Annotated in this window: 18 protein-coding genes; 12 read left to right on the plus strand and 6 right to left on the minus strand. The window is 31.2% G+C overall.

The window, feature by feature from the left end:
- Window positions 1-113 precede the first annotated feature (113 nt).
- The 6 genes from P3875_RS01935 to P3875_RS01960 all read left to right on the plus strand — a co-directional run bounded on the left by P3875_RS01935 (window position 114) and on the right by P3875_RS01960 (window position 13,209).
- Entirely contained in the window at window positions 114-3,122 is a 3,009-nt protein-coding gene (locus P3875_RS01935) for a tetratricopeptide repeat protein (RefSeq protein ID WP_303444574.1), read from the plus strand.
- A gap of 6 nt (window positions 3,123-3,128) precedes the next feature.
- The gene (locus P3875_RS01940) at window positions 3,129-4,874 is read left to right on the plus strand and encodes a TonB-dependent receptor (RefSeq protein ID WP_303444575.1); all 1,746 of its coding nucleotides are present in this window, start codon (window positions 3,129-3,131) and stop codon (window positions 4,872-4,874) included.
- Window positions 4,875-4,927: 53 nt separating this feature from the next.
- Window positions 4,928-5,374 carry a hypothetical protein gene (locus P3875_RS01945; RefSeq protein ID WP_303444576.1) on the plus strand — a complete coding sequence of 149 codons (447 nt, stop codon included), beginning with the start codon at window positions 4,928-4,930 and terminating at the stop codon, window positions 5,372-5,374.
- A gap of 115 nt (window positions 5,375-5,489) precedes the next feature.
- Entirely contained in the window at window positions 5,490-7,430 is a 1,941-nt protein-coding gene (gene gyrB / locus P3875_RS01950) for a DNA topoisomerase (ATP-hydrolyzing) subunit B (protein WP_303444577.1), read from the plus strand.
- 201 nt (window positions 7,431-7,631) lie between these two features.
- Window positions 7,632-10,619, plus strand: a complete 2,988-nt coding sequence (secDF, locus tag P3875_RS01955; RefSeq protein WP_303444578.1) for a protein translocase subunit SecDF — start codon at window positions 7,632-7,634, stop codon at window positions 10,617-10,619.
- A 181-nt stretch (window positions 10,620-10,800) separates the two neighbouring features.
- Window positions 10,801-13,209 carry an alpha-ketoacid dehydrogenase subunit alpha/beta gene (locus P3875_RS01960; protein WP_303444580.1) on the plus strand — a complete coding sequence of 803 codons (2,409 nt, stop codon included), beginning with the start codon at window positions 10,801-10,803 and terminating at the stop codon, window positions 13,207-13,209.
- 38 nt (window positions 13,210-13,247) lie between these two features.
- On the opposite strand, the gene P3875_RS01965 is transcribed toward P3875_RS01960, so the two are convergent.
- Together P3875_RS01965 and msrA are read right to left on the minus strand one after the other, a co-directional pair.
- Window positions 13,248-13,544 carry a hypothetical protein gene (locus tag P3875_RS01965; RefSeq protein WP_303444581.1) on the minus strand — a complete coding sequence of 99 codons (297 nt, stop codon included), beginning with the start codon at window positions 13,542-13,544 and terminating at the stop codon, window positions 13,248-13,250.
- Between the two features lie 45 nt (window positions 13,545-13,589).
- Window positions 13,590-14,135 (minus strand): peptide-methionine (S)-S-oxide reductase MsrA, encoded by a 546-nt coding sequence (gene msrA / locus P3875_RS01970; protein WP_303444582.1) that lies wholly within the window; start codon window positions 14,133-14,135, stop codon window positions 13,590-13,592.
- A gap of 104 nt (window positions 14,136-14,239) precedes the next feature.
- Between msrA and P3875_RS01975 the strand changes: the two genes are divergently transcribed.
- The 5 genes from P3875_RS01975 to P3875_RS01995 all read left to right on the plus strand — a co-directional run bounded on the left by P3875_RS01975 (window position 14,240) and on the right by P3875_RS01995 (window position 18,769).
- On the plus strand, window positions 14,240-14,902 hold the full coding sequence (locus tag P3875_RS01975; protein ID WP_303444583.1) for an ABC transporter ATP-binding protein: 663 nt from the start codon (window positions 14,240-14,242) through the stop codon (window positions 14,900-14,902).
- A gap of 10 nt (window positions 14,903-14,912) precedes the next feature.
- Window positions 14,913-15,338, plus strand: coding sequence for a DUF2750 domain-containing protein (locus P3875_RS01980; protein ID WP_303444584.1), 426 nt, complete (start codon window positions 14,913-14,915; stop codon window positions 15,336-15,338).
- Between the two features lie 25 nt (window positions 15,339-15,363).
- Window positions 15,364-17,520: a S9 family peptidase gene (locus tag P3875_RS01985; protein WP_303444585.1), complete on the plus strand. Its 2,157-nt coding sequence runs from the start codon at window positions 15,364-15,366 to the stop codon at window positions 17,518-17,520.
- Between the two features lie 45 nt (window positions 17,521-17,565).
- Window positions 17,566-18,057, plus strand: a complete 492-nt coding sequence (locus P3875_RS01990) for a glutathione peroxidase (protein WP_303444586.1) — start codon at window positions 17,566-17,568, stop codon at window positions 18,055-18,057.
- A gap of 106 nt (window positions 18,058-18,163) precedes the next feature.
- On the plus strand, window positions 18,164-18,769 hold the full coding sequence (locus tag P3875_RS01995; RefSeq protein ID WP_303444587.1) for a hypothetical protein: 606 nt from the start codon (window positions 18,164-18,166) through the stop codon (window positions 18,767-18,769).
- A gap of 17 nt (window positions 18,770-18,786) precedes the next feature.
- On the opposite strand, the gene P3875_RS02000 is transcribed toward P3875_RS01995, so the two are convergent.
- Window positions 18,787-19,611: a DUF6929 family protein gene (locus tag P3875_RS02000; RefSeq protein WP_303444588.1), complete on the minus strand. Its 825-nt coding sequence runs from the start codon at window positions 19,609-19,611 to the stop codon at window positions 18,787-18,789.
- 41 nt (window positions 19,612-19,652) lie between these two features.
- Here P3875_RS02000 and P3875_RS02005 point away from each other — a divergent pair, with 41 nt between their 5' ends.
- Window positions 19,653-20,522 carry a PPK2 family polyphosphate kinase gene (locus tag P3875_RS02005; protein WP_303444589.1) on the plus strand — a complete coding sequence of 290 codons (870 nt, stop codon included), beginning with the start codon at window positions 19,653-19,655 and terminating at the stop codon, window positions 20,520-20,522.
- 27 nt (window positions 20,523-20,549) lie between these two features.
- Here P3875_RS02005 and P3875_RS02010 read toward each other — a convergent pair whose 3' ends face one another.
- The 3 genes from P3875_RS02010 to P3875_RS02020 form a co-directional block, all read right to left on the minus strand.
- Window positions 20,550-21,896, minus strand: a complete 1,347-nt coding sequence (locus tag P3875_RS02010; RefSeq protein WP_303444590.1) for a DEAD/DEAH box helicase — start codon at window positions 21,894-21,896, stop codon at window positions 20,550-20,552.
- Window positions 21,897-21,946: 50 nt separating this feature from the next.
- Window positions 21,947-22,705, minus strand: a complete 759-nt coding sequence (locus P3875_RS02015; RefSeq protein WP_303444591.1) for a C40 family peptidase — start codon at window positions 22,703-22,705, stop codon at window positions 21,947-21,949.
- 70 nt (window positions 22,706-22,775) lie between these two features.
- On the minus strand, window positions 22,776-23,954 hold the full coding sequence (locus P3875_RS02020) for an acetyl-CoA C-acyltransferase (RefSeq protein WP_303444593.1): 1,179 nt from the start codon (window positions 23,952-23,954) through the stop codon (window positions 22,776-22,778).
- Between the last annotated feature and the right edge of the window lie 160 nt (window positions 23,955-24,114).

The raw sequence follows: 24,114 nt of genomic DNA on the forward strand, positions 1-24,114 counted from the left end.
TATTCTGTTATAAAAAAAATAATAAAATATGTGAACAAACACAATTAATAATCACTTAAAGCGTTTCACTAGAATAGATATTTTAATATATTTGATATTTAAAAATAGTTGAAATGCGAAAACCTAACCATTTTATATACTTATCGTTTTTACTAAGCGGTTTAGCTGTACAAGCGCAACAATCACATAATTTTACAAATGAAAATAAAGATTTTTACGAAGCAGTAAATTTATATAACGAAAATCAGTTTGCTGTTGCACAGATTTTGTTTGATAAGTTAAAGGTTAAAAATACCACCGACGAAATTCAAGCAGAAAGTGCTTATTACAGTGCTAATTGTGCTTTGAAATTAGGACAAGCAGGTGCCGAACAAAAGATTAGTCAATTTATTTACGAATATCCTACAAGCAGAAAGCAAGTACAAGCTTATATGGATGTTGCAAATTATTATTTTCAACAAGGTGATTACGATCGTGTTTTAAATTATACCGAAAATATTAGCGAATCTATTTTAAGTTCAGAAGATAAAGATCGATTGAATTTTCAAAAGGGATATGCTTATTTTGTTAAAAATCAATATAATAAATCAAAAAATCATCTAGAAAAAGTACAACTTAATGGTTTATATGGTAATCAGGCTACCTATTATTTAGGTTATATTTCGTATGCAAATAACGATTATGAAAAGGCTAATACGTATTTTGAATCGGTAGAATCGATAGATAAATACAAAGAGCGCATGGGGTATTATCAAGCCGACATGCAATTTAAAAGTGGTAATTTTGAAAAAGCTATTGAAGAAGGTTTGGCTCAAATTCCAAAAGCAAATCCTACCGAAAAATCAGAATTGTCTAAAATAATTGGAGAAAGTTATTTTAATTTAAAACAATACGATAAAGCGTTGTCTTATTTGTTAGCTTACGAAGGTAAAAACGGTAAATTAACAAATGTTGATTTTTATCAATTAGGATATTGCTATTATCAACAAAAAAAGTTTGATAAAGCAGTTTCAGAGTTTAATAAAATTATTGGTGGTAACGATGCTGTTGCACAAAATGCGTATTATCATTTAGGGGAAAGTTATTTAAAGTTAAATCAACGTACGCAAGCATTAAATGCGTTTAAAAATGCTAGTGAAATGCAATTTTCTTCTAAAATTCAAGAAGATGCTTATGCTAATTATGCCAAATTAAGTTATGATATTGGAAACCCTTATAAAAGTGTACCCGAAGTTATCACTGACTTTTTGGTGCAATATCCACAGTCGCCGTATAAACAAGAGTTAAACGATTTATTGATAGATTCGTATATATCAACCAAAAATTATCAAGCAGCATTAACTGTTTTAGAGTCAAATAGAACACCTTTAAATAAAGCAGCTTACCAAAAAGTTACTTTTTACCGTGGCGTTGAATTTTTTAACGAAGGCAAGTTTAGCCAAGCAAATAGCATGTTTAACAAATCTATTGCTGAAAGGCAAGATATTTCTTTTGTTGCACGTGCAACTTATTGGCGAGGTGAAAGTGAATATGCTATGAATAAATTTAACGATGCTTACCAAACCTATTCTACATTTAAACAATTGCCACAGGCACAAAAAACACCCGAATTTAAAAGCGTTGAATATAATTTGGGTTATACAGCTTTTAAATTAAAAAATTACACTAACGCAAACGTACATTTTAAAAATTATTTAGCTGTTGTAAAAGACGATGCTAAAAAAACTGATGCTACATTACGCCTTGCCGATGGATATTTTGTTACTAAACAATATTGGCCAGCAATGGAAATGTACAATGCTATTTTAAACAGTAATTCGCAATATAAAGATTATGCTGCTTACCAAAAAGCGGTGTCGTATGGATTTGTTGATAAAACTCAAACAAAGATTGAGGAGTTACAAAAGTTTATATCAAATTACAAATCCTCTAATTTAATAGACGATGCTATTTATGAATTAGGTAGCACATATGCAAACAATAATCAAACCAATAAAGCAATTGAAACTTTTAATGATTTAATTAGTAATCATTCAAAATCAAATTTAATTTCAAAAGCAATTTTGCGTCAAGGTTTGGTGTATGTAAATGTAAATCAAGAAGATAAAGCTATTGAACGATTTAAAAAAGTAGTGGCCGATTATCCTGGATCGCAAGATGCAATTGAAGCGGTACAAAATGCTAGAATTGCTTATTTAGAAATAGGAAAATCAAATGAATTTGCAACTTGGGTAAATGGATTGGATTTTGTTGATATTTCTACTGCAGAATTAGAAAATGATGTGTTTAATTCGGCAGAAAACCAAATGGCTAATAATAAACCAAGCGCTGCATTACAAAGTTTTAAAGATTATGTATCAAATTATCCAAATGGGGTACATACCACTAAAGCGTATTTTCACATTGCCGAAATTTATTTTGCCGATAACAAAGTTAACGATGCAAAAACTAATTACGAAAACGTACTTAAGCGTGGAAAGTCTGAATATACTGAACAAGCATTGGTGCGTTTAGCAAATATGTATTTAACCGAAAACGATAAAACAAACGCCTTACGTGTTTTAAGTAGTTTAGAAGATAACGCAAGTAATAGTAGCAATAAACTTTTTGCACAAGCCAATTTAATGAAATTGAACTATACAAATGGCGATGTACAAGCTGCTTTAGATTATGCCGAAATATTATCAGTAAATAATAAAGTTGATAAACGAATTAAAGCAGATGCAATAGCTATTAACGCACGTGTAGCCATTAAAAATAACGATATTGTAAATGCACGCAAATGGTACGATCAATTAAATACCATAGGAACAGGCGATTTAAAAGCAGAAGCGTTGTATTACGATGCCTTTTTTAAAAATATCGATAAAAAATACGAAGCATCTAATAAAACAATCGAAAAATTAGTTAAGGAATTTTCGGCTAATAAATATTACAATGCTAAAGGATTGATACTATTAGCTAAAAACTTTTACCAATTAAAAGATAGTTACCAAGCAACTTATATCTTAGAAAGTGTTATAAACAATGCTACAGAATTTACAGAGGTTGTTAATGAGGCGCAAACAGAATTAAATAGAATTAAGTTAGAAGAATCGAAACGTAATTCATCGGTTAAATAAAATTTTATGAAAAAGTACGTATTAAGTATCACTATAGCAGCAACGTTTTTTGCATATAAAGCAAACGCACAAGACGATAAAAATAAAAAAAATAATACCGTAGGTACCGAAGTTGTAAATGTAACGTCGGAATATCAAGCAACTTTAAACGATGCTTTTAAAATTAACGATAACCCAATTATCGAAGATGAAGAAATTAACCAAAAAAAAGAAGTAAAATATACCATTTTTTCGGTTCCAGTGGCTTCAACTTTTTCTCCTGCAAAAGGCGAAGCGGCAAAAGTTGATACCGATTCATTAGCAAATTATTACAGCAACTATGCTCTTTTTGGTTATGGTACGTATAATACTTTAAGAGGCGAATTGGGTATTGTAGAAAAAGTTGGTTCTAAAAACATGTACGTTGGTGGTTTATTAAAACATATTTCATCGGGTGGTGGTATAGAAGGTGTACATCTTGATGACACATTCTCGAACACTAATTTGGATTTTACGTTAGGTCAACGAAACGATAACAATCAATGGAATACACAATTTGGAGCAATGGCTGCAAAATATAATTGGTACGGTACTCCAAATGATTTCAACTTAACTAATTTTAACTTTAATTTAGTTGACCCTCTTCAAAAATACAACGATTTACATTTGGGGGCAACCTTCGAAAGTTATGTTGGTGCTTTTGAAAAAGTAGATTTAAAATACAAATATTTTTGGGATGATTACGATAGTAAAGAAAGCAGATTTGTTTTAGCCCCTAAATTTAGTGTTGAATTACCTAACAATACCCTGTATTTAAATCTTGAAGCCGATTATGTAAACACACAATTTACCAACAATGGTATTGATAATGTGCAAGATAAATACAATTATTTAAACCTATCTGTTAATCCAAATATTAAATTTTTTGATGCTGATTATTCCTTAGAATTAGGTGCAGGTTTAACGTATATTTTAGGAAAACAGCTTGGGGTTGAAGATAACCAAGTAGTTATTTATCCGAATATAAAAGCTAATTTTAACTTAGTACCTAATATTTTACAAGCCTATGTAGGTGCAATTGGTGGTGTACAGCAAAATTCATATGCGCAAATTGTAGCTCAAAACCCTTTTGTTGCGCCAACAATGCAGCTTAAGCCTACAAAAACAGCTTATGATTTATATGCAGGTATGAAAGGAAAATTATATCACAATGTTTCATATAATGTTCGTGCAAATTATAAAACCGAAGACGATAAAGCACTTTTTACAATAAATACCTACGATATTAATCTAGCAAATAAAGAAGGCTTTGAATATGGAAATTCTTTTGGTTTAGTTTATGATAAGGTAGATACTTTTACATTATTTGGTGAATTAAATTTTGATTTTTCAAATAAGGCGCAAATAGGAATTTCGGGTGAGTTTAATAATTTTACATTAGAAAACTACAAAAATGCATTTCACATTCCTCAAGGAAAAATTAATTTAAACGCGTTGTATAACATAACCAATCAATGGTATGCAAATGCAAATGTTGCTTATGTAGGTCAACGATATGAATTGAACCATAACGCTACAATATTAATGGATGAATCGTTAAAATTAGGTGATTTTTATGATGTAAATTTAGAAATTGGTTACAAACCAACAGCACAGTGGACCATTTTTGCAAAAGGATCTAACTTAGCAAATCAAAATTATTATCGTTTTAATCAATACCAAGTACAAGGTTTACAAGTTTTAGCTGGTGCCATGTATAAATTTAATCTTTAATTATAAATAAAATAACTAATTAAAAGCTCTGTATTAGAGCTTTTTTTAATTTTATGGATAGAAAACAATTAAAACAAACGGTTTTAAATACCATACAAAATCAAATTAATAACATACAATTACAAATTACATCGTTAACACACGATGCACAAAACGATGCTAAAAGTTCGGCAGGCGATAAACACGAAACCGGTTTAGCTATGATGCATTTAGAACAAGAAAAGCTAAATACTAAATTGTTACAGTTATTAAACATACAACAAACCGCTTTAAAATTACCCGAAACTAAATTAACCAAAAAAGTTGCTATAGGTTCGGTAGTTAAAACAAACAAAGGCATATTTTATATAAGTGTACCTTTGCAAATGGTTCATTATCAAAGTTTAGCTGTGTTTTGTGTGTCGGTACATGCACCTCTAACACAACAATTATTAAACAAGCAAATTAAAGATAAAATTACATTTAATTCTATTTCGTATGAAATAATTGATATTTTTTAGTTTAATGCGTTTAAAGTGTTGATAACTTGAAAAGTATTAAAAGCGTTTAAAAGCTAAAAATTAAGTAAAATTTCGTATATTTGTAGTTCAGTTATTATTTAGTACACATATTATTATGAGTGAAGAAATAAAGAAAAATTCGTATTCTGCCGATAGTATTCAGGCGTTAGAAGGAATGGAACACGTGCGCATGCGCCCTTCAATGTACATTGGTGATGTTGGCGTTCGTGGTTTACACCATTTAGTTTACGAAGTTGTTGATAACTCTATCGATGAAGCTTTAGCAGGTTATTGCGATTCTATTCAAGTTATTATAAATCAAGATAATTCCATTTCAGTTCAAGATAACGGACGTGGTATCCCGGTTGATATGCACAAAAAAGAAGGTGTTTCAGCATTAGAAGTTGTAATGACTAAAATTGGTGCAGGTGGTAAATTTGATAAAGATTCATACAAAGTTTCGGGTGGTTTACACGGGGTAGGTGTTTCTTGTGTTAACGCTTTATCTGACCATTTACGCGCCGAAGTTCATCGCGATGGAAAAGTTTGGGAACAAGAGTATGAGCGCGGTAAAGCCATATATCCAGCTCGTCCAATTGGCGAAACCAACAAAACAGGTACTAAAGTTACATTTAAACCCGATGCAACTATTTTTACCCAAACCTTAGAATATTATTACGATACTTTAGCAGCACGTTTGCGCGAATTATCGTTTTTAAATAAAGGAATAACAATTACTTTAACCGATTTACGTAATGTAAACGATAAAGGTGAAGCACACAGCGAAACTTTTCATTCAAAAGAAGGGTTAAAAGAATACGTTCGTTTTTTAGATGGTAACCGAACGCCAATTATTGGGCACGTAATTAACATGGAAAACGAAAAAAGTGAAATCCCTGTTGAAGTAGCTTTAATTTATAACGATAGTTATTCAGAAAATATTTATTCGTACGTAAACAACATCAATACCCACGAAGGCGGTACCCATTTACAAGGATTTAGAATGGGGTTAACACGTACACTTAAAAAGTATGCTGACGCTTCTGGTTTGTTAGAAAAATTAAAATTTGAAATTTCAGGCGATGACTTCCGCGAAGGTTTAACAGCAATTGTTTCTGTTAAAGTAATGGAACCACAGTTTGAAGGGCAAACTAAAACTAAATTGGGAAACAGAGAGGTAGTTTCACCTGTATCTCAAGCTGTTTCTGATATGTTAGAAGCTTATCTAGAAGAAAACCCAGCAGATGCAAAAACCATTATTCAAAAAGTAATTTTAGCAGCACAGGCACGCCATGCAGCTAAAAAAGCACGCGAAATGGTTCAACGTAAAACCGTAATGAGCGGTGGTGGTTTACCAGGAAAATTAAGTGACTGCTCTGAGCAAGACCCTGAAAAATGTGAAATTTTCTTCGTAGAGGGAGATTCGGCAGGTGGAACTGCAAAACAAGGTCGCGATCGTAACTTTCAAGCAATTATGCCATTGCGTGGTAAAATTTTGAACGTTGAAAAAGCAATGGGACATAAAGTTTTTGAAAACGAAGAAATTAGAAATATTTTTACTGCTTTAGGTGTAACCATTGGTACCGAAGAAGACAGTAAAGCCCTAAATTTAACTAAATTACGTTACCATAAAGTTGTAATTATGTGTGATGCCGATGTTGATGGTAGCCACATTTCAACTTTAATTTTAACATTCTTTTTTAGATACATGCGTGAATTGATAGAGCGTGGTTACGTTTACATTGCAACACCACCTTTATATATGGTTAAAAAAGGAACTAAAAAACAATACGCTTGGAACGATGAAGAGCGTTTAGCTTTAATGGAACAAATGGGGCAAGGCTCATCGGTACAACGATACAAAGGTTTAGGTGAAATGAACGCAGAACAATTGTGGGAAACTACCATGAACCCTGAATTTAGAACTTTACGCCAAATAACAGTAGACAATTTAGCTGAAGCTGATCGTGTTTTTTCTATGTTAATGGGCGATGAAGTGCCTCCACGTAGAGAATTTATCGAAAAAAATGCAGTTTACGCAAAAATCGATGCTTAATTATACTAAAAGACCGACAATCGTCGGTTTTTTTTATCTTTAAACTGTTAATAACATCCTAATAATTAGCTTAAATAAACTAGATTTTTTATTGTTAAATCTTTTGTGAAGTTATATATTTGTCCGTTTTCAAATATTTTATCGTTTTATTAGGGTAAAAACAGTGAACAAAATCATTTAAAAACTATTAATTTTTTAAAAATGCAGAATAAAGGACTTGTTAAGTTTATTGCAATTATTTTTGCGTTGGTAAGTATTTACCAATTGTCCTTTACGTTTGTAACGAATCATTACGAAAGTAAAGCGAAAGATTTTTCTAAAGGTGATTTAACCAAAGAAGCACGCTATTTAGATTCAATTGCAGGCGAAAAGGTTTATTTAGGTCAAACATTTGCTGAAGTACGTTCAAAGCAAATTCAAAAAGGTTTAGATCTAGAAGGAGGTATCAATGTGATGCTTCAAATATCTGTTAAAGATATTTTAAAAGGATTGTCTAACAATTCTAAAAATGCTGTATTTAATCAAGCATTAGCAGAAGCTGAAAAAAACCGCGATGGAAATCAAAGTTATTTAGAAGCTTTTTACGATGCTTTTGAAAAAGTTTCAGCAGGATCTACAAAATTAGCTTCATCAGAAATTTTTGCAAACAGAAATTTACAAGAAGTAAATACTTCAATGACAGATGCGCAAGTTAAAACGGTAATTAATGCTAAAGTTAAAGAAGCAATTGAAAGTGCTTACCGTGTTTTTGGTGAACGTATTGATAAATTTGGTGTAGTTTCTCCAACAATTCAAATGGTAGGTGAAACAGGTAGAATTTTAGTTGAATTGCCTGGAGCAAAAGATATAGATCGTATTAAAAATTTATTACAATCAACGGCTCAGTTAGAATTTTGGGAAACTTTTAAAGGTGAACAGTTCGGTGACTTTATAATGGCTGCAAATGCTGTACTTAAAGAAAAAGCTTCAACTAAAACTACAACAGTTGCAAAAGATTCTACAGCTAAACCTAAAACCGATGTTGATAAATTATTAACAGGTGCATCAAAAGATAGTACGGCTACTTCAAAACAAGACATTGGCCCACTTATTTCATTAGTAAAAGCTCCAGGTTACCAAGGTTCGCCTATTATTGCATTTTTTGCAACTAATGATACCGTACAAGTAAATGCATATTTAAAAGATCCACAAGTACGTGGTTTATTATCAGGTGAATTACGCAATGTAAAATTTGCTTGGGGTAAACCTAAAAAAGATGCAAATATTGTAGAATTATATGCTTTAAAAGGTAATTTACAAAATGCAGCTCCATTATCAGGATCAGTAGTAACTGAAGCGCGTGATGATTACGACCAAGTTACTGGTAAGCCAGTAGTTTCAATGCAAATGAATGCAAACGGAGCTAAAATTTGGGAAGATTTAACAGGTAAAGCATACACACAGCAATCAAATATTGCAATTGTTTTAGATAACGTAGTATATTCTGCACCAGGTGTAACTTCAGGCCCAATTGCTGGTGGAAGTTCAAGTATTTCGGGAGATTTTACTGTTCAAGAAACTAAAGATTTAGCTAATATTTTAAAGGCAGGAAAATTACCGGCTTCGGTTGATATTGTTTCATCAGAAATTGTTGGTCCATCTTTAGGTCAAGCAGCTATCGATGCAGGTATTAACTCATCATTAGTAGGTTTGTTTATCATTGCAGCTTGGATGGTGTTTTTCTATGGTAAAGCAGGTTGGTTTGCAAATATTGCATTAGCAGTAAACGTTTTGTTTATTTTTGCTGTTTTTACAGGTTTTGGTTTTGTATTAACATTACCAGGTATTGCAGGTATTGTTTTAACAATTGGTACTGCAGTGGATACAAATATTTTGATATATGAACGTGCAAAAGAATCACTCCGAGAAGGTTTTCCTTCAAAAGATGCTATAAAACATGCATTTTCATGGAGTGGAGCAATGTCTGCAATTGTAGATGCTAACGTAACAACTGCATTAACAGGTATTGTATTGGTAATCTTTGGTTCAGGACCAATTAAAGGTTTCGCAGTTACCTTATTAATTGGTATTGTTACATCTTTATTTACCGCAATTGTAATTACAAGAATTTTAGTTGATACTGCTGCTGCAAAAGACGCAAAACTGGCTTTTAGTACAAAACTTACTAGAAATTGGTTTACTAATATGAACTTTGATTTCTTAGGTAAAAAGAAGATAGCTTATGTTGTTACTTCTATAACTATGCTACTATGTATTGGTACTTTAGTATTGAATGGATTAAATTATGGTATTGATTTTACAGGTGGTAGAACATTCCAAGTACAATTTGATAAAAACATTAATGCATCTGAAGTTTCAAGTAAATTATCAAAAGTTTTTGATAGTAATGTAGAAGCTAAAGTTTTTGGTAAAGATTCAAAACTTAAAATTACGACCAAATATAAAGTTGACGAAGAAAGTGCTCAAGTTGATAAAGAAGTAAACACAATTCTTTACAATAATTTAAAACCTTACTTTACAACAAATTTAAGTTATGAACAATTTACAACCGCTTCAAATAATGGTTTAGGAATTGTACAAGCATCTAAAGTAGGTCCAACAGTAGCGAAAGACGTGAAAACCGATGCTTATTGGGCAGTAGGTGGTGCATTGTTAGTAGTGTTTATTTACTTAGCAATTTCATTCCGTAGATGGCAATATTCATTAGGAGCTGTTGCTGCAGTTGCACACGATGTTATTTTTGTTTTAGGTGTTTATTCATTCTTCTATAAATTTGCACCGTTTAATATGGAAGTAGACCAATCATTAGTTGCTGCATTACTTACTGTTATTGGTTATTCTTTAAACGATACTGTAATTGTTTTTGACCGTGTACGCGATTTCATAAAAGGTGATTCTGAGGGAACTTTTGAAGAAGTTGTAAACAAATCAATTAATACAACATTATCAAGAACTTTCAATACATCTGCAACAGTTATTGTAGTATTATTAATCATGTTTATTTTTGGTGGTGAATCAATCCGTGGATTTGTATTTGCAATGTTATTAGGTATTGGTGTAGGTACTTATTCATCATTATTTATATCAACACCAATATTAGTTGATACCATTAAAAGTTCTGCAGAGCGTGAACGTGCAGAAGCTTTAAAAGCAAAAGAAGAAGCAGAAGCTGAAAATATTGATGAATAGATAAAGCTTTTCAATATAAAATTAAAATAGCCATCTAAAATTTAGGTGGCTATTTTTTTATTATTAATACAATAAAACAAACAAATTAAAGCGTTAAATTTATTAAAAATTAGTTTTTTAGCGATTGATTACTTAATTTCGTAAATTAATTAATTTTGTTTCAAACAGTTTCTATATAATTATGAGTCAGCAGGCAACTACGAAAGAAGCTTTAACTTTTGAAGATTTTAAAAAAGAAGTTTTAAACGATTACAAAACAGCACGCACCTCACGTGAATGCAGTTTATTAGGCCGTAAAGAAGTTTTAACCGGTAAAGCTAAATTTGGAATTTTTGGCGATGGAAAAGAAGTACCACAATTAGCAATGGCAAAAGCCTTTAAAAATGGCGATTTTCGTTCTGGGTACTACCGCGATCAAACCTTTATGATGGCTATTGGAGCTTTAAACATTCAACAATTTTTTGCTGGTTTATATGGTCATGCCGATGTAACACACGATCCAATGTCTGGTGGTAGACAAATGGGAGGGCACTTTGCAACCCACAGTTTAGATAACAATGGCGATTGGAAAAACCTTACACAACAAAAAAACTCAAGTTCAGATATTTCACCAACAGCAGGGCAAATGCCTCGTTTGTTAGGTTTGGCGCAAGCATCAAAAATTTACCGTGAATTTCCGAATGCCGATAAAAACCAACAATTTTCTGTAGCAGGTAACGAAGTTGCTTGGGGAACAATTGGTAATGCATCAACATCGGAAGGACTGTTTTTTGAAACCATTAACGCAGCTGGTGTCTTACAAGTACCAATGGTTATGAGTGTTTGGGACGATATGTACGGAATATCGGTTCATGCACGTCATCAAACAACAAAAGAAAGCATTTCCGAAATCTTAAAAGGTTTTCAAAAAGATGAAGATACCAATGGGTACGAAGTTTTAACGGTAATGGGTTGGGATTATCCTGCTTTAGTTGATACTTATGCAAAAGCATCACACATTGCGCGTACAAATCACGTACCTGTTTTGATACATGTTAAAGAGCTTACCCAGCCTCAAGGACATTCAACTTCGGGTTCACATGAACGTTATAAATCTGCAGACCGTTTACAATGGGAAAGTGAATTTGACTGTATAGTTAAGATGCGTTCATGGATGATTGAAAATAATATAGCAACTGCAGAAGAGTTAGATGTTATTGATGAAACACTTAAAAAGGAAGTTTTAGCTGGTAAAAAAGCAGCTTGGGAAGCATATTTAAATCCAATTAAAAACGATAGATCGTTGTTGATTGATGTGTTAACTAATGTAGCTACACAATCAGCGAATAAAGTTTTTATTGAAAAAGCAATTAGTGATTTAAATGCTACAAAAGAACCTATTCGCAAAGATTTGTTAACAACGGCACGTAAAATTTTACGTATGATTATTGGCGAAAATGGTCAACAATTGTTAGCGCAATGGATTCAGAATTACATTGATCAAATTCAACCAAGTTTTAGTTCACACTTATTTTCACAATCTAACAAAAAGGCTGAAAATATTGACGAAGTTTTACCAACATATGATGAAAACAGTACCGATGTAGATGCACGTTTAATCATTAGAAATAATTTTGATAAGATATTTGAAACCTATCCAGAAACTTTAATTTTTGGCGAAGATTCAGGTAATATCGGCGACGTTAACCAAGGTTTAGAAGGTTTACAAGAAAAGTATGGCGAAATGCGTGTTGCAGACGCAGGTATCCGCGAAGCAACCATTTTGGGTCAAGGTATAGGTATGGCAATGCGTGGTTTAAGACCAATTGCCGAAATTCAATACTTAGATTATTTGTTGTACGCAATACAAATTATGAGCGATGATTTAGCTACCGTTCAATACAGAACAGCTGGTAAACAAAAAGCGCCACTAATTGTTCGTACACGTGGGCACCGTTTAGAAGGTATTTGGCATTCTGGTTCGCCAATGGGTATGATTATTAATGCAGTTCGTGGTATTCATGTTTTAGTACCAAGAAACATGACAAAAGCTGCTGGTTTTTACAATACATTATTACAAGCCGATGAACCTGCTTTAGTAATTGAATGTTTAAATGGATACCGTTTAAAAGAAAAAATGCCTACCAATATTGGTGAATTTAAAACACCAATTGGTGTGGTTGAAACCATTAAACAAGGTGCCGACTTAACAATTGTATCTTATGGATCTACCTTAAGAATTGTAGAACAAGCTGCAAAAGAATTGTTAGAAATAGGTATTGATGTTGAAATTATTGATGCGCAGTCATTATTACCGTTTGATAACGCTAACAATTGTGCAAAATCTGTACAAAAAACAAATCGTTTATTAGTAGTTGATGAAGACGTGCCAGGTGGAGCATCTGCTTATTTATTACAACAAATTGTTGATAAACAAGAAGCTTATAAATTTTTAGATAGTAAACCAGAAACATTATCGGCTAAAGCACACAGACCAGCTTATGGTACCGATGGTGATTATTTTTCTAAACCTTCGGCAGAAGATGTTTTTGAAAAAGTTTACGCTATTATGCACGAAGCAAATCCAACAAAATATCCAAGTTTATATTAATACAAAAAAGAGCCGAAAGGCTCTTTTTTTATTGATTTTTAATTTTTACGAATAAAATAAGTATAAAACCAAGTAAGTGTAAAAGTTGGTATAAAATCAACACCTGGTAAAATTTCTTCAATAAACGAAATGGTTCCTGCAATTGTTCCAACTTTATCTTTATACATTGTTTTAATAAGTATAACCGAAATGGGGGCCCATATTACATCGGTAAATTCTCCTAAAAAGGGTATTGAAAATGATAAAGTACCAATTGCATCAAACAGTAAACCTAACAATAAATTGCGGTATTTTTGGTTGTTTATTGTTTTGTTTTTAAGAGCAATATTTTGCATGTATTTAATTTTAAATATACTTTTTAATACAAAGTATATGCCAATTTATTTTGTAACATACTCTTGAAAAAACTTTTCAAACTTTTTAATTTTAGGAGCAACCACCATAGCACAATAACTGTTTTGTGGGTTATTATTAAAATAATTTTGATGGTAATTTTCAGCAAAATAAAAAGTGGTAGCTTTTGATACCTTAGTAACCACCGAAGTTTCAAAAATACGTTGATCATTTAAAATTTTAACAAATAAATTTGCTTGCTCTTTCTGTGCATCAGTAGTATAAAAAATTTCGCTTCGGTATTGTGTGCCAATATCGTTTCCTTGCTTATTTAACGAAGTAGGATCGTGTGTGGCAAAAAACACCTCTAATAATTCTTGATAACTAATTAAATTACTATCAAATTCAATTTTAATAGCTTCAGCATGGTTTGTTAAACCTGTACAAACTTCTTCGTAGGTTGGGTTTTCAGTAGTGCCACCAATATATCCAGGTAAAACACTAAGTACACCTACAATTTTCTGAAAAATAGCTTCAGAACACCAAAAACAGCCGTTTGCAAAAATTGCAGTTTCTTCTTTTTTCATAGACATAAATTAAGTAAATTTTCTTTTCAGAATAAATTTACAATTAAAAAAACGGTATTTAATATTATTTAACTAAAAGTTTACTTAATTTCGTTTGTAAATTTTTGTTTATGATTAAAGCTAATAATATTAGTAAACAATACAATGGTTTACAAGTTTTAAAAAATGTATCTTTAGAAATTAATAAAGGCGAAGTAGTTGCTATTGTTGGTGCATCGGGTGCTGGTAAAACTACATTGTTGCAAATTTTGGGTGTTTTAGATTTTCCTGATAAAAAAAACGAATCGCAGTTATTTATAAATGATACTAACGTTTTAAGCTTAAACGATAAACAATTGGCAGCTTTTAGAAACAAAAACATAGGATTCATATTTCAGTTTCATCAGCTTTTGCCTGAATTTACTGCATTAGAAAATGTTTGCATTCCAGCTTTTGTGGCAGGTGTAAGTAAAAACGAGGCTGAAACTGAGGCGAAAAAAATATTAGAGTATTTAAAGTTAGGGCATAGAATTAACCATTTTCCATCGGAATTATCAGGTGGTGAGCAACAACGTGTTGCAGTTGCTAGAGCTTTGATAAACAAACCAGCTGTAATTTTTGCCGATGAGCCTTCTGGAAATTTAGACACAAATTCTGCCGAAAAATTGCACGAATTGTTTTTTAATTTACGAGATTCTTTAAACCAAACTTTTGTAATTGTTACTCATAACGAAGATTTAGCCAATTTAGCTGATAGAAAATTAGTTATGAGCGATGGTAAATTTTTAATTTAAAATAAACACAGTGATTCATACTTTTATAGAACAAATTATAAACAATAATAAGGTTTTTATTATTGAATTTAAAGACGAATTAGCAATTTCACAATCGTTATTGTTTAAAAATCATGAAAATGAACCCGTACCTGTGGTTTGTTTTTGGCAAAATTTGTCATTAGCAACTGCTTGCTGTGTTGATGTTTGGAAAGATTATAAACCTCAAGAAATTTGCTTAGCTACTTTTATTGAAGATTACTTGGTAAATATTTACAATGAAAGTTTTATTGTAGGTATTGATTTTAATGATAAAATGGAAGGAATTGAAGCCGATCCATTAGATATTATTTTAGAAATTATAGCTCAGTTAAAAAAAGATAAAATTCAATTAGATTTTGAATATTTTAAAAATGTAAACGATTTAGAAAATCAAATTAAAAAATTAATAAACTAAACCTAAAAAGTATAAATAAATTTATATGAAAAAAATTACCTTTTTCGCTTTTATGCTTGCAAGTTTTATAACGCAGGCTCAAAATAATTTAACAATAGAAGAAGCAACTTTACCTTCACAAAAAGGCTTTGGTACACAATCAATTTACGGTGCTCAATGGCGTTCAAATGCAGAATTATCTTTTATTGATGCTTCTTTCAAAGCGCTTTCTGTTAAAACTATAAAAAATACCACGGTTGATAATTTTGTTACAACAACCGATTTAGAAACAGCACTTTCTAAAATCATTAACGATAAAGTTAGTTTACGTATGTTCCCGTTTGATTATCATTGGGAAAATCAAAACCAACTTTCGTTCACTTACCACGGTAAAAGTGATAAATATTTTATTATTTATAATGTATCTACTAAAACAATAGATAAACATATTAAATTTAGCGCATCTGCAAACGAAGAAGTAATTGCGCCAAACAAAAATTACATTGTTTATTTAAATGATAATAATTTAGAATTGGTTTATGATAATGGTACGGTTGTAAAAATTACGAATGATGAAAAACATATAGTAAACGGCAGCAGCAATACGCACCGCAACGAATTTGGTATTGACAGAGGTATGTGGATTAGCCCTAATGGAAAAAAAATTATGTTCTATAAGAAAGATGAACGTATGGTTAAAAATTATCCGTTAATTGATTTTGGAGCTAGAATTGCCGAAGAAACTCCTATTAAATATCCAATGGCTGGTATGAAATCGGAAGAAGTTTCTTTACACATTTATGATATCGATTCAAAAACTACTACTCCATTAAAAATTGAAGGCGATAAAGAACAGTTTTTAACCATGCCTTCTTGGGCACCTTCAAGCGATTTGGTTTATGTTGGCGTTTTAAATCGCGGGCAAAATCACTTAAAATTACAGCGTTTTAATGCAAATTCGGGTAATTTTGATAGAACTTTATTTGAAGAAAAAAGCAAAACTTATGTAGAGCCAAATACACCGCTTAAATTTTTAAATGATAAAGAGTTTATCTATATTTCTGAAAAAGATGGCTATCGCCAAATGTATAAATACAACACTAATGGTAAACAATTGAACAGTTATTTATACAAAGATGTCCTTTTTAAAGAATTTGTAAGCGTGTCTCCAAAAGAAATTTATTACATGGGTACTGCTAATAAAGGTATGGATAAATTATTGTACAAAGTTGATTTAAAATCGGGTAAAACTAAACCAGTCACAACAAATTCAGCTACTTATAATATTGAAATGAATGCAGATAAAACATGGTTTTATTCGCAATACACAAATTTCACAACACCAAATAGCATATCGATAAATCCTATAAATGGTAAAAAAGGTATTACGCTTTTAGAAGCAAAAAATCCGTACGAAGGAAAAACAGTTTTACCTACAATAGAAACTGTTACGATTAAGGCTGCCGATGGCAAAACAAATTTAAACGGTAGAATTATTTACCCTGCAAATTTTAATGAAAACACTAAGTATCCAGTAATGGTTTATGTTTATGGCGGCCCTCATGCACAGTTAGTTTCAAACCGTTTTGGTGCAGGAGCAGGTGGTTTTGATTATTACATGGCACAGCAAGGTTTTGTGGTTTTTACTTTAGATAACAGAGGAAGTGAAAACCGTGGCCGTGATTTTGAGCATGTAATTCACAGACAATTAGGTCAAAACGAAATGGCCGATCAAATGCAAGGTGTTGCCTTTTTAAAAACAAAGAAATTTGTTGATACTGAAAAAATTGGAGTTTACGGCTGGTCATTCGGTGGTTTTATGGCAACAAGTTTAATGTTAAATTACCCTGATACTTTTAAAGTTGGTGTTGCTGGTGGCCCTGTTATTGATTGGAAATGGTATGAAGTAATGTATGGGGAAAGATATATGGATACACCTGAAGAAAACCCAGAAGGTTATGAAAAAACATCTACCTTAAATAAAGTAAAAAATCTTAAAGGGCATTTGTTAATGATTCATGGTGCACAAGATCCAGTGGTTGTTCAACAACACAGTATGCAGTTTATTGAAAAATGTATTAAGGAAGGTAAGCAAGTAGATTACTTTTTATACCCAACACATGAACATAATGTATCCGGCAAAGATAGAGTGCATTTAAATGCAAAAATTGCCGACTATTTTATTACACATTTAAAAAAATAACTAAAAATGCATCAATTTTTGATGCATTTTTTAATTTAGTATACTATGAATTCAATTTATCAATTTAACGCAAAAACGCTTCAAGGTTCAGAAATTGATTTTTCAATCTATAAAAACAAAACTCTTTTAATAGTAAATACGGCTAGTAAATGTGGATTCACCCCTCAATATGCTGGTTTAGAAGAATTACATCAAAAATACAAAGATCAAAATCTAGAAATTTTAGCTTTTCCTTGTAATCAGTTCAATAACCAAGAGCCAGGAAATTCAGTATCAATTCAAAATAACTGTTTGCTAAATTATGGTGTTTCGTTTACAGTTTTTGAAAAAGTTTTAGTGAATGGTAAGAATGCACATCCCTTATTCAAATATTTAAAAAAGGCTTTACCTGGTTGTATTGTAAATGCAATTAAGTGGAATTTCACAAAATTTTTAATAGATGCTAGTGGCAAACCCATTAAACGATTTTCACCTTTTACAACACCAGATAAAATTAACAATTATTTAGTTAAAAATAATTTAGTAAATGAAAAGTAATATAATTTTATAGCATATATTTGTTACACAAAATAATTACACTTACTTTTTTTACCATAATAGTTTTACAAACATTATACTTTAAAAACCACATAACAATATTAATATGTTAGTTTTATACCCCGGTGAAACTTTTGTCAATTTAGACTTAGGTGTAGAAAAAAAGTTGCGTTACGGCATTTCAAATTTTGGTCGATTAATTAGTTATAAAGAAACTTTTCAAGACGGAAATTTGTTAAAACCCAACGTTACAAACAATCTTCGAATATTTAGATTCAAAGTTAGAAAAGATGATGGTAAATACGCACATAAACACATAATGCTTTCAAGGGCGGTTGCCGAAGCTTTTGTTAATAAACCCTCTGATGATCATAATTTTGTAATTCATTTAGATTTTGATAATGTTAACGATCATTACACCAACTTAAAGTGGGTAACCGAGGCTGAAAAATATGCGCATCAACGTATTAATCCTAATGTAAAAGAAGGGCATATTAAACGTATCGAAACCAAAAAAATGGCTCAAAAAGGAATGAAACTTGATACTACACAAGTTATGCGTATTAAACAATTAATTTTTAATCCAAATCGAAAAACACGAATGCGTATTATTGCGAAACAATTTGGTATTAGTGAAATGCAATTATATCGTATAAAAACGGGTGAAAATTGGTCAAGTGTGCCAACACCTACTTTTAAAAATACAAAATAAGCAACTTTTTAAGTTGCTTATTTTATTTTGTTTTTTAGTAAAACATTTAATTTATGAATGTTTGTGTAGTTTTTGTTCTCTTTTTTATTGTAAGATGTAAGTGCAAATGCTACATTTTTTTTAGTTTGTTCTATAGCTGTAATTCCTGTATAATTTTCAGTTTCACTAATTTTTTCAGTATACAATAATTTCATTTTTTTTAAATCTATTGCCCCAAAATAAGTTCCAATGTTTTCATTATTTGCACATGCAACAAAAAATAAAGTATTGTTAATTACTGTAGCATCGGTAAAACCTGTTTGTAAATTGTTTATTTTAGGTAAATCAAATTCAAAATAAAAAATATTGTATTCGTCAATAAAATTTTTGCCTTGAACTACAAAAATGTAATTTTCATTACCATTAATATTTGCTTTGTTTAAAAAAAGCCAATCGTTGTTGTATGTTACTGTAGCATTTATATTAAAATTTTGGTCATTTATTTCTGAAAAACTTTTCATTTCTGAATATAATTCAGTAATGTTTATTGATGATGTATATTTGGAAAAAGCATTCATTATAATTGCATTGCTGCTTAAAGAATCTTTTCCAGATCCAAACAAATAATAAGAATTATCTACTTTAAAAAGAGTTTGTAAATTATAGTTTTGAGATGATTTAAGGTCGTCTGAAATAGAATCATTTAAAACATAATTTGTAATAGAATCATTTTTTATAAAATATTCGTACAATACATTTTGTGATTCAGTTGCTAAAATAAGTTTATCGTTTTCATAACCAACGCCAGTAACTGCAACAATTCCTGTAAGTTTTAGCCAAGTGTTTAAAAAATATTTTTTCATTTCTTTAAAATATTTATCTAATTTAGACAAAAACTATCAATATGAAACGAAAAGATTTTAAAGTTCCTGAAAATTTTAACTTAAGTGAAATTGCAACTGCTTACGCAACTGATTTACCTAAAAGTGAAATAAAACTTCAACTTAAAAAGTATCGAAAAAAGATAGCAGAAATTCAAGATAAAATGTATGCCGATAATCGTTATTCGGTTTTAATTTCTTTTCAAGGAATGGACACAGCGGGTAAAGATAGTATGATACGTGAAGTCTTTAAAGGATTTAACGCGCGTGGAGTAGTGGTTGAAAGTTTTAAAACACCTTCGTACAAAGAATTACAGCACGATTTTATGTGGCGACATTATGTAAAGTTACCTGAAAAGGGAAAATTTACCATTTTTAATCGAACGCAATATGAAAATGTTTTGGTAACAAGGGTTCATCCAGAATATTTGTTAAATGAACGAAATCCTTTCATTGATATAAACAATTTAACAGATGATTTTTGGAACGAACGAATGAACAAAATGGTTGAATTTGAAGAATTTTGGTTTAACAATGGAACTATTATTTTAAAATTCTTTTTACATTTAAGTAAAACCGAGCAAAAAAACAGATTACTTAAAAGATTAGAAGAGCCTAAACACCAATGGAAATTTTCACCAGGCGATTTAAAAGAACGTGATTTTTGGGATAATTATCAATTTTGTTATGAACAAGTTTTAAAAAAAAGCAACCATAAACGTGCGCCATGGTATATTGTTCCAAGTGATGATAAAGACATAAGCAGGTTAATTGTTGCTAAAATTATTTATAAAACTTTAAAGAAAATTACCGAGATTGATTACCCTAAACCCGAACCTGAAATATTAGAGAAAATATCAGAGTATAAAACGGCTTTAAGTAGCGATAAATAAAAAAAACTGGATTTTTTAAAATCCAGTTTATTTTTTCTTCTTTTTCTCGGCGCGTTTACGTTCCACAGCACGGTTACGGGGTGCCGATTTTCGTGGAGTTCGTTTACCCGGACCACCTAAGTTTACTTTTTTGTTTTTATCTTTTTTCTCATGAAATGCCTCACCGCGCTCTGTATCAATTTTGCGTTTGTTGGTTTTCATTTTAACTTTGTCTTTTTCAAATTCCAAACGTTGTTCTGCAATTTTTACATGTGAAGGAATTTCATTTAATGGAATTTCATAATCCATTAGTTCTTCTATATCTAACTGCGTTTCTTCTTCTTTTGGACTAATAAAGCTAATTGCTACTCCGTCTTTATCTGCACGTCCTGTTCTACCAATTCGGTGAATATATTGTTCAGGAATTTCTGGTAATTGCAAATTAAAAACATGCGTAATATCTGTAATATCTAAACCACGCGCCATAACATCGGTTGTAACCAATCCTCTTAAAGTTCCATTTTGAAACAATTCCATGGTGTTTAATCGGTAATTTTGCGTTTTATTGGAATGGATTACTCCAAATTCATTAGGAAACTCTTCTTCTAAATGTTCTAGTACAAAATCGGCTAAACGTTTATTGTTAACAAAAAGTAAAACACGCGTTGTGGTATCGTCGTTTGTTAATAAATCTTTTAAAATATTTAATTTAGTTAAAAAATTAGGAACTAAATACGCAGCTTGTTTAATTTTCTCTAATGGTGTTCCTGAAGGGGCTAAAGAAATTTCATCGGGAAAATTAAAATATTCATCTAAGATTTCATCAACTTCTTCGGTCATGGTTGCCGAAAACAAAATATTTTGTTTTTTATTTTTCATCATTGATAAAATAGATGTAAGCTGTGTGCGAAATCCTAAGTTTAAAATTTCATCAAATTCATCAATTACCAATTTTTGTAGTGCATCAAAACGCAAAATATTATCTAAAGCCAAATCCATGGTTCTACCTGGTGTACCAACTAAAATATCGATACCGTTATAAACCGATGTTTTTTGAGTATTAATATTTACACCACCATAAATACCTAAAACACGTATAGACATGTATTTAGTAAGTTTTTCAATTTCTTCAACAACTTGAACAACCAATTCACGTGTAGGTACTAAAATTACAACACGAGGTGATTCGGTTGGTTGAAATTTCCATTGTTTTAGAATAGGGAGTAAGTAGGCAAAAGTTTTACCTGTTCCGGTTTGAGCAATTCCCATTACATCTTTTCCTGATAAAATGGCACTAAATGATTTTTCTTGAATAGGTGTTGGGTTTACAAAGCCTAAATCATCGATTGCTTTTTGTAAAGATTTGGGTAAATTAAACTGCTCAAATGTTGCCATAAATAAATTAAATTTTGGCAAAGATAAGCATTCTATTACGAAATGCCTTGTTAAATGATTTTCTTAATTACTCTAAGTTTATGAGTATGGCGACCAGTATCTATATTTAAAATTCCTAAATGATCTAAACGATCAATGCGAACTTTACCATGCGCATGAATAATGTAGTTGTTTTCCATAATAATTCCCACATGAATTATATGACCATCTTCGTTATCAAAAAAAGCCAAATCACCAACTTCACTTTCTTCAATAAAGCTTAAAGGTTCACCAATTTTAGCTTGTTGCGATGCGTCTCTGGGAATATAATACCCATTTAGGCGGTACACCATTTGTGTAAATCCTGAACAATCAATACCAAAAGGTGTTTTACCACCCCATAAATACGGTGCGTTTAAATATAAAAATGCAGTTTTAAGTAAATTTGTTTTTTCATTTGTACCCGAAATTAAAGTACCATCAAATGTTAATTCTTGATTATTAATATCGGTAAAACTTAGAAAAGTTAAGTCGCTGCCTAAAACAATAGGCAATAAAGCATTGGCACCAGTAATATAATCAATTAAATCGGCACAATACATTTTTGCAGTATTTTGTAAAATAGTATATTGTTCTTGGGTGATAGGTGTAAATTGTTTGTTATCGATCCAACCTTCGTACAAATCAGTCGTTAAACGTATTTTAGACCATTTTTCTTGTTTTTCTAAAATAATAAAAGTTTCTCCAAAAAGAACTTGTGAAACCAATTCACTTTTATCTGAAGGTTCAAAACGCAAAGGAACAATAGCTAAATTACAAAGTGCAAACATATTTAAATTTAAAAAATAAGATGAGAAGGTTTTTATAATACCTTCTCATCACTATTATGTAAAAAATGAATTAAATTTTTTCAACTACAATGGCAGATGCACCACCGCCGCCGTTACAAATAGCAGCAGCACCTATTTTACCGTTGTTTTGTTGTAAAACGCTTAATAATGTTACAACAATACGTGCACCTGAGCATCCTAGCGGATGACCTAATGATACAGCACCACCGTTAACGTTTACTTTATTAGCATCTAAATTTAAAATATTTGTATTTGCGATACCTACTACAGAAAAAGCTTCGTTAAATTCAAAATAATCAACATCGTTTATCGAAACACCAGCTTTGTCTAAAGCTTTAGGTAAAGCTTTAGCAGGTGCAGTTGTAAACCATTTAGGTTCTTGTGCAGCATCAGCAAAACCTTTGATATATGCTAAAGGTTTTAAGCCTAATTCGTTAGCTTTTTCTTCGCTCATTAAAACAACTGCAGCAGCACCATCATTAATGGTAGAGGCATTTGCAGCTGTAACAGTTCCTTCTTTTGTAAAAGCTGGATTTAAAGCAGGGATTTTATCTAATTTAACATTAGTAAACTCTTCATCTTTAGTAACCATAATAGGTTCGCCTTTACGTTGTGGTACAGCTACAGGAACAACTTCGGCATCAAATTTACCAGCTTCCCATGCAGCAGCCGATTTTTTGTAAGAATTAACTGCAAATTCATCTTGTTGCTCTCTTGTAATGTTATATTCAGCTGCAGTAGCATCGGCATAAACACCCATTGCTTGGTTTTCATAAGCATCCGTTAAACCATCTTTTTGCATACCATCAACAAAAGCAGCTCCACCAAATTTTACTCCGTTACGTAAATTAGCATAATGTGGAATCATACTCATGTTTTCCATACCACCGGCTACAATAATATCAGCATCACCGTTTGCAATAGCTTGTGCACCTTGCATTATTGCTTTCATTCCTGAAGCACATACTTTATTAATGGTAGTACACGGAACAGTGTTTGATAAACCAGCAAATAAGGCAGCTTGGCGTGCAGGAGCTTGACCTACACCAGCTTGCACTACATTACCCATTAATACCTCTTCAACTTTATTTGGATCTAAATTGATTTTATCTAAAGCACCTTTAATTGCAGCAGCACCTAATTTAGTTGCCGGAACTGTTGATAACGCGCCCATAAAACTACCTATTGGTGTTCTAGCAGCCGAAACAATTACTACTTTTTTACTCATAAATTAATAACATTTTGTTTAGTGCGAATGTACTAATTATAATGTTTTTGTACAACATTTTTTTATTATTGAAAAATTACACCTTTACTTAAAACTATTTTTTTAAAAAATTATACAACTTTATTTTGCTGATTATTAATAGTATGATGTAGAAATTTAA

Origin of the sequence: Myroides sp. JBRI-B21084 (assembly GCF_030545015.1) — a bacterium.
Lineage (GTDB): Bacteria > Bacteroidota > Bacteroidia > Flavobacteriales > Flavobacteriaceae > Flavobacterium.

Bases quoted from the DNA above. Each gene is read 5' to 3' on its own strand.
- P3875_RS01985 (WP_303444585.1), top strand. From the start codon at position 15,364: ATGAAAAAAATTACCTTTTTCGCTTTTATGCTTGCAAGTTTTATAACG.
- P3875_RS02020 (WP_303444593.1), bottom strand. From the start codon at position 23,954: ATGAGTAAAAAAGTAGTAATTGTTTCGGCTGCTAGAACACCAATAGGT.
- P3875_RS02005 (WP_303444589.1), top strand. From the start codon at position 19,653: ATGAAACGAAAAGATTTTAAAGTTCCTGAAAATTTTAACTTAAGTGAA.
- P3875_RS01940 (WP_303444575.1), top strand. From the start codon at position 3,129: ATGAAAAAGTACGTATTAAGTATCACTATAGCAGCAACGTTTTTTGCA.
- secDF (WP_303444578.1), top strand. From the start codon at position 7,632: ATGCAGAATAAAGGACTTGTTAAGTTTATTGCAATTATTTTTGCGTTG.
- P3875_RS01995 (WP_303444587.1), top strand. From the start codon at position 18,164: ATGTTAGTTTTATACCCCGGTGAAACTTTTGTCAATTTAGACTTAGGT.
- P3875_RS01935 (WP_303444574.1), top strand. From the start codon at position 114: ATGCGAAAACCTAACCATTTTATATACTTATCGTTTTTACTAAGCGGT.
- P3875_RS01990 (WP_303444586.1), top strand. From the start codon at position 17,566: ATGAATTCAATTTATCAATTTAACGCAAAAACGCTTCAAGGTTCAGAA.
- gyrB (WP_303444577.1), top strand. From the start codon at position 5,490: ATGAGTGAAGAAATAAAGAAAAATTCGTATTCTGCCGATAGTATTCAG.
- P3875_RS02000 (WP_303444588.1), bottom strand. From the start codon at position 19,611: ATGAAAAAATATTTTTTAAACACTTGGCTAAAACTTACAGGAATTGTT.
- P3875_RS02015 (WP_303444591.1), bottom strand. From the start codon at position 22,705: ATGTTTGCACTTTGTAATTTAGCTATTGTTCCTTTGCGTTTTGAACCT.
- P3875_RS01975 (WP_303444583.1), top strand. From the start codon at position 14,240: ATGATTAAAGCTAATAATATTAGTAAACAATACAATGGTTTACAAGTT.
- P3875_RS01960 (WP_303444580.1), top strand. From the start codon at position 10,801: ATGAGTCAGCAGGCAACTACGAAAGAAGCTTTAACTTTTGAAGATTTT.
- P3875_RS01965 (WP_303444581.1), bottom strand. From the start codon at position 13,544: ATGCAAAATATTGCTCTTAAAAACAAAACAATAAACAACCAAAAATAC.
- P3875_RS02010 (WP_303444590.1), bottom strand. From the start codon at position 21,896: ATGGCAACATTTGAGCAGTTTAATTTACCCAAATCTTTACAAAAAGCA.
- P3875_RS01945 (WP_303444576.1), top strand. From the start codon at position 4,928: ATGGATAGAAAACAATTAAAACAAACGGTTTTAAATACCATACAAAAT.
- msrA (WP_303444582.1), bottom strand. From the start codon at position 14,135: ATGTCTATGAAAAAAGAAGAAACTGCAATTTTTGCAAACGGCTGTTTT.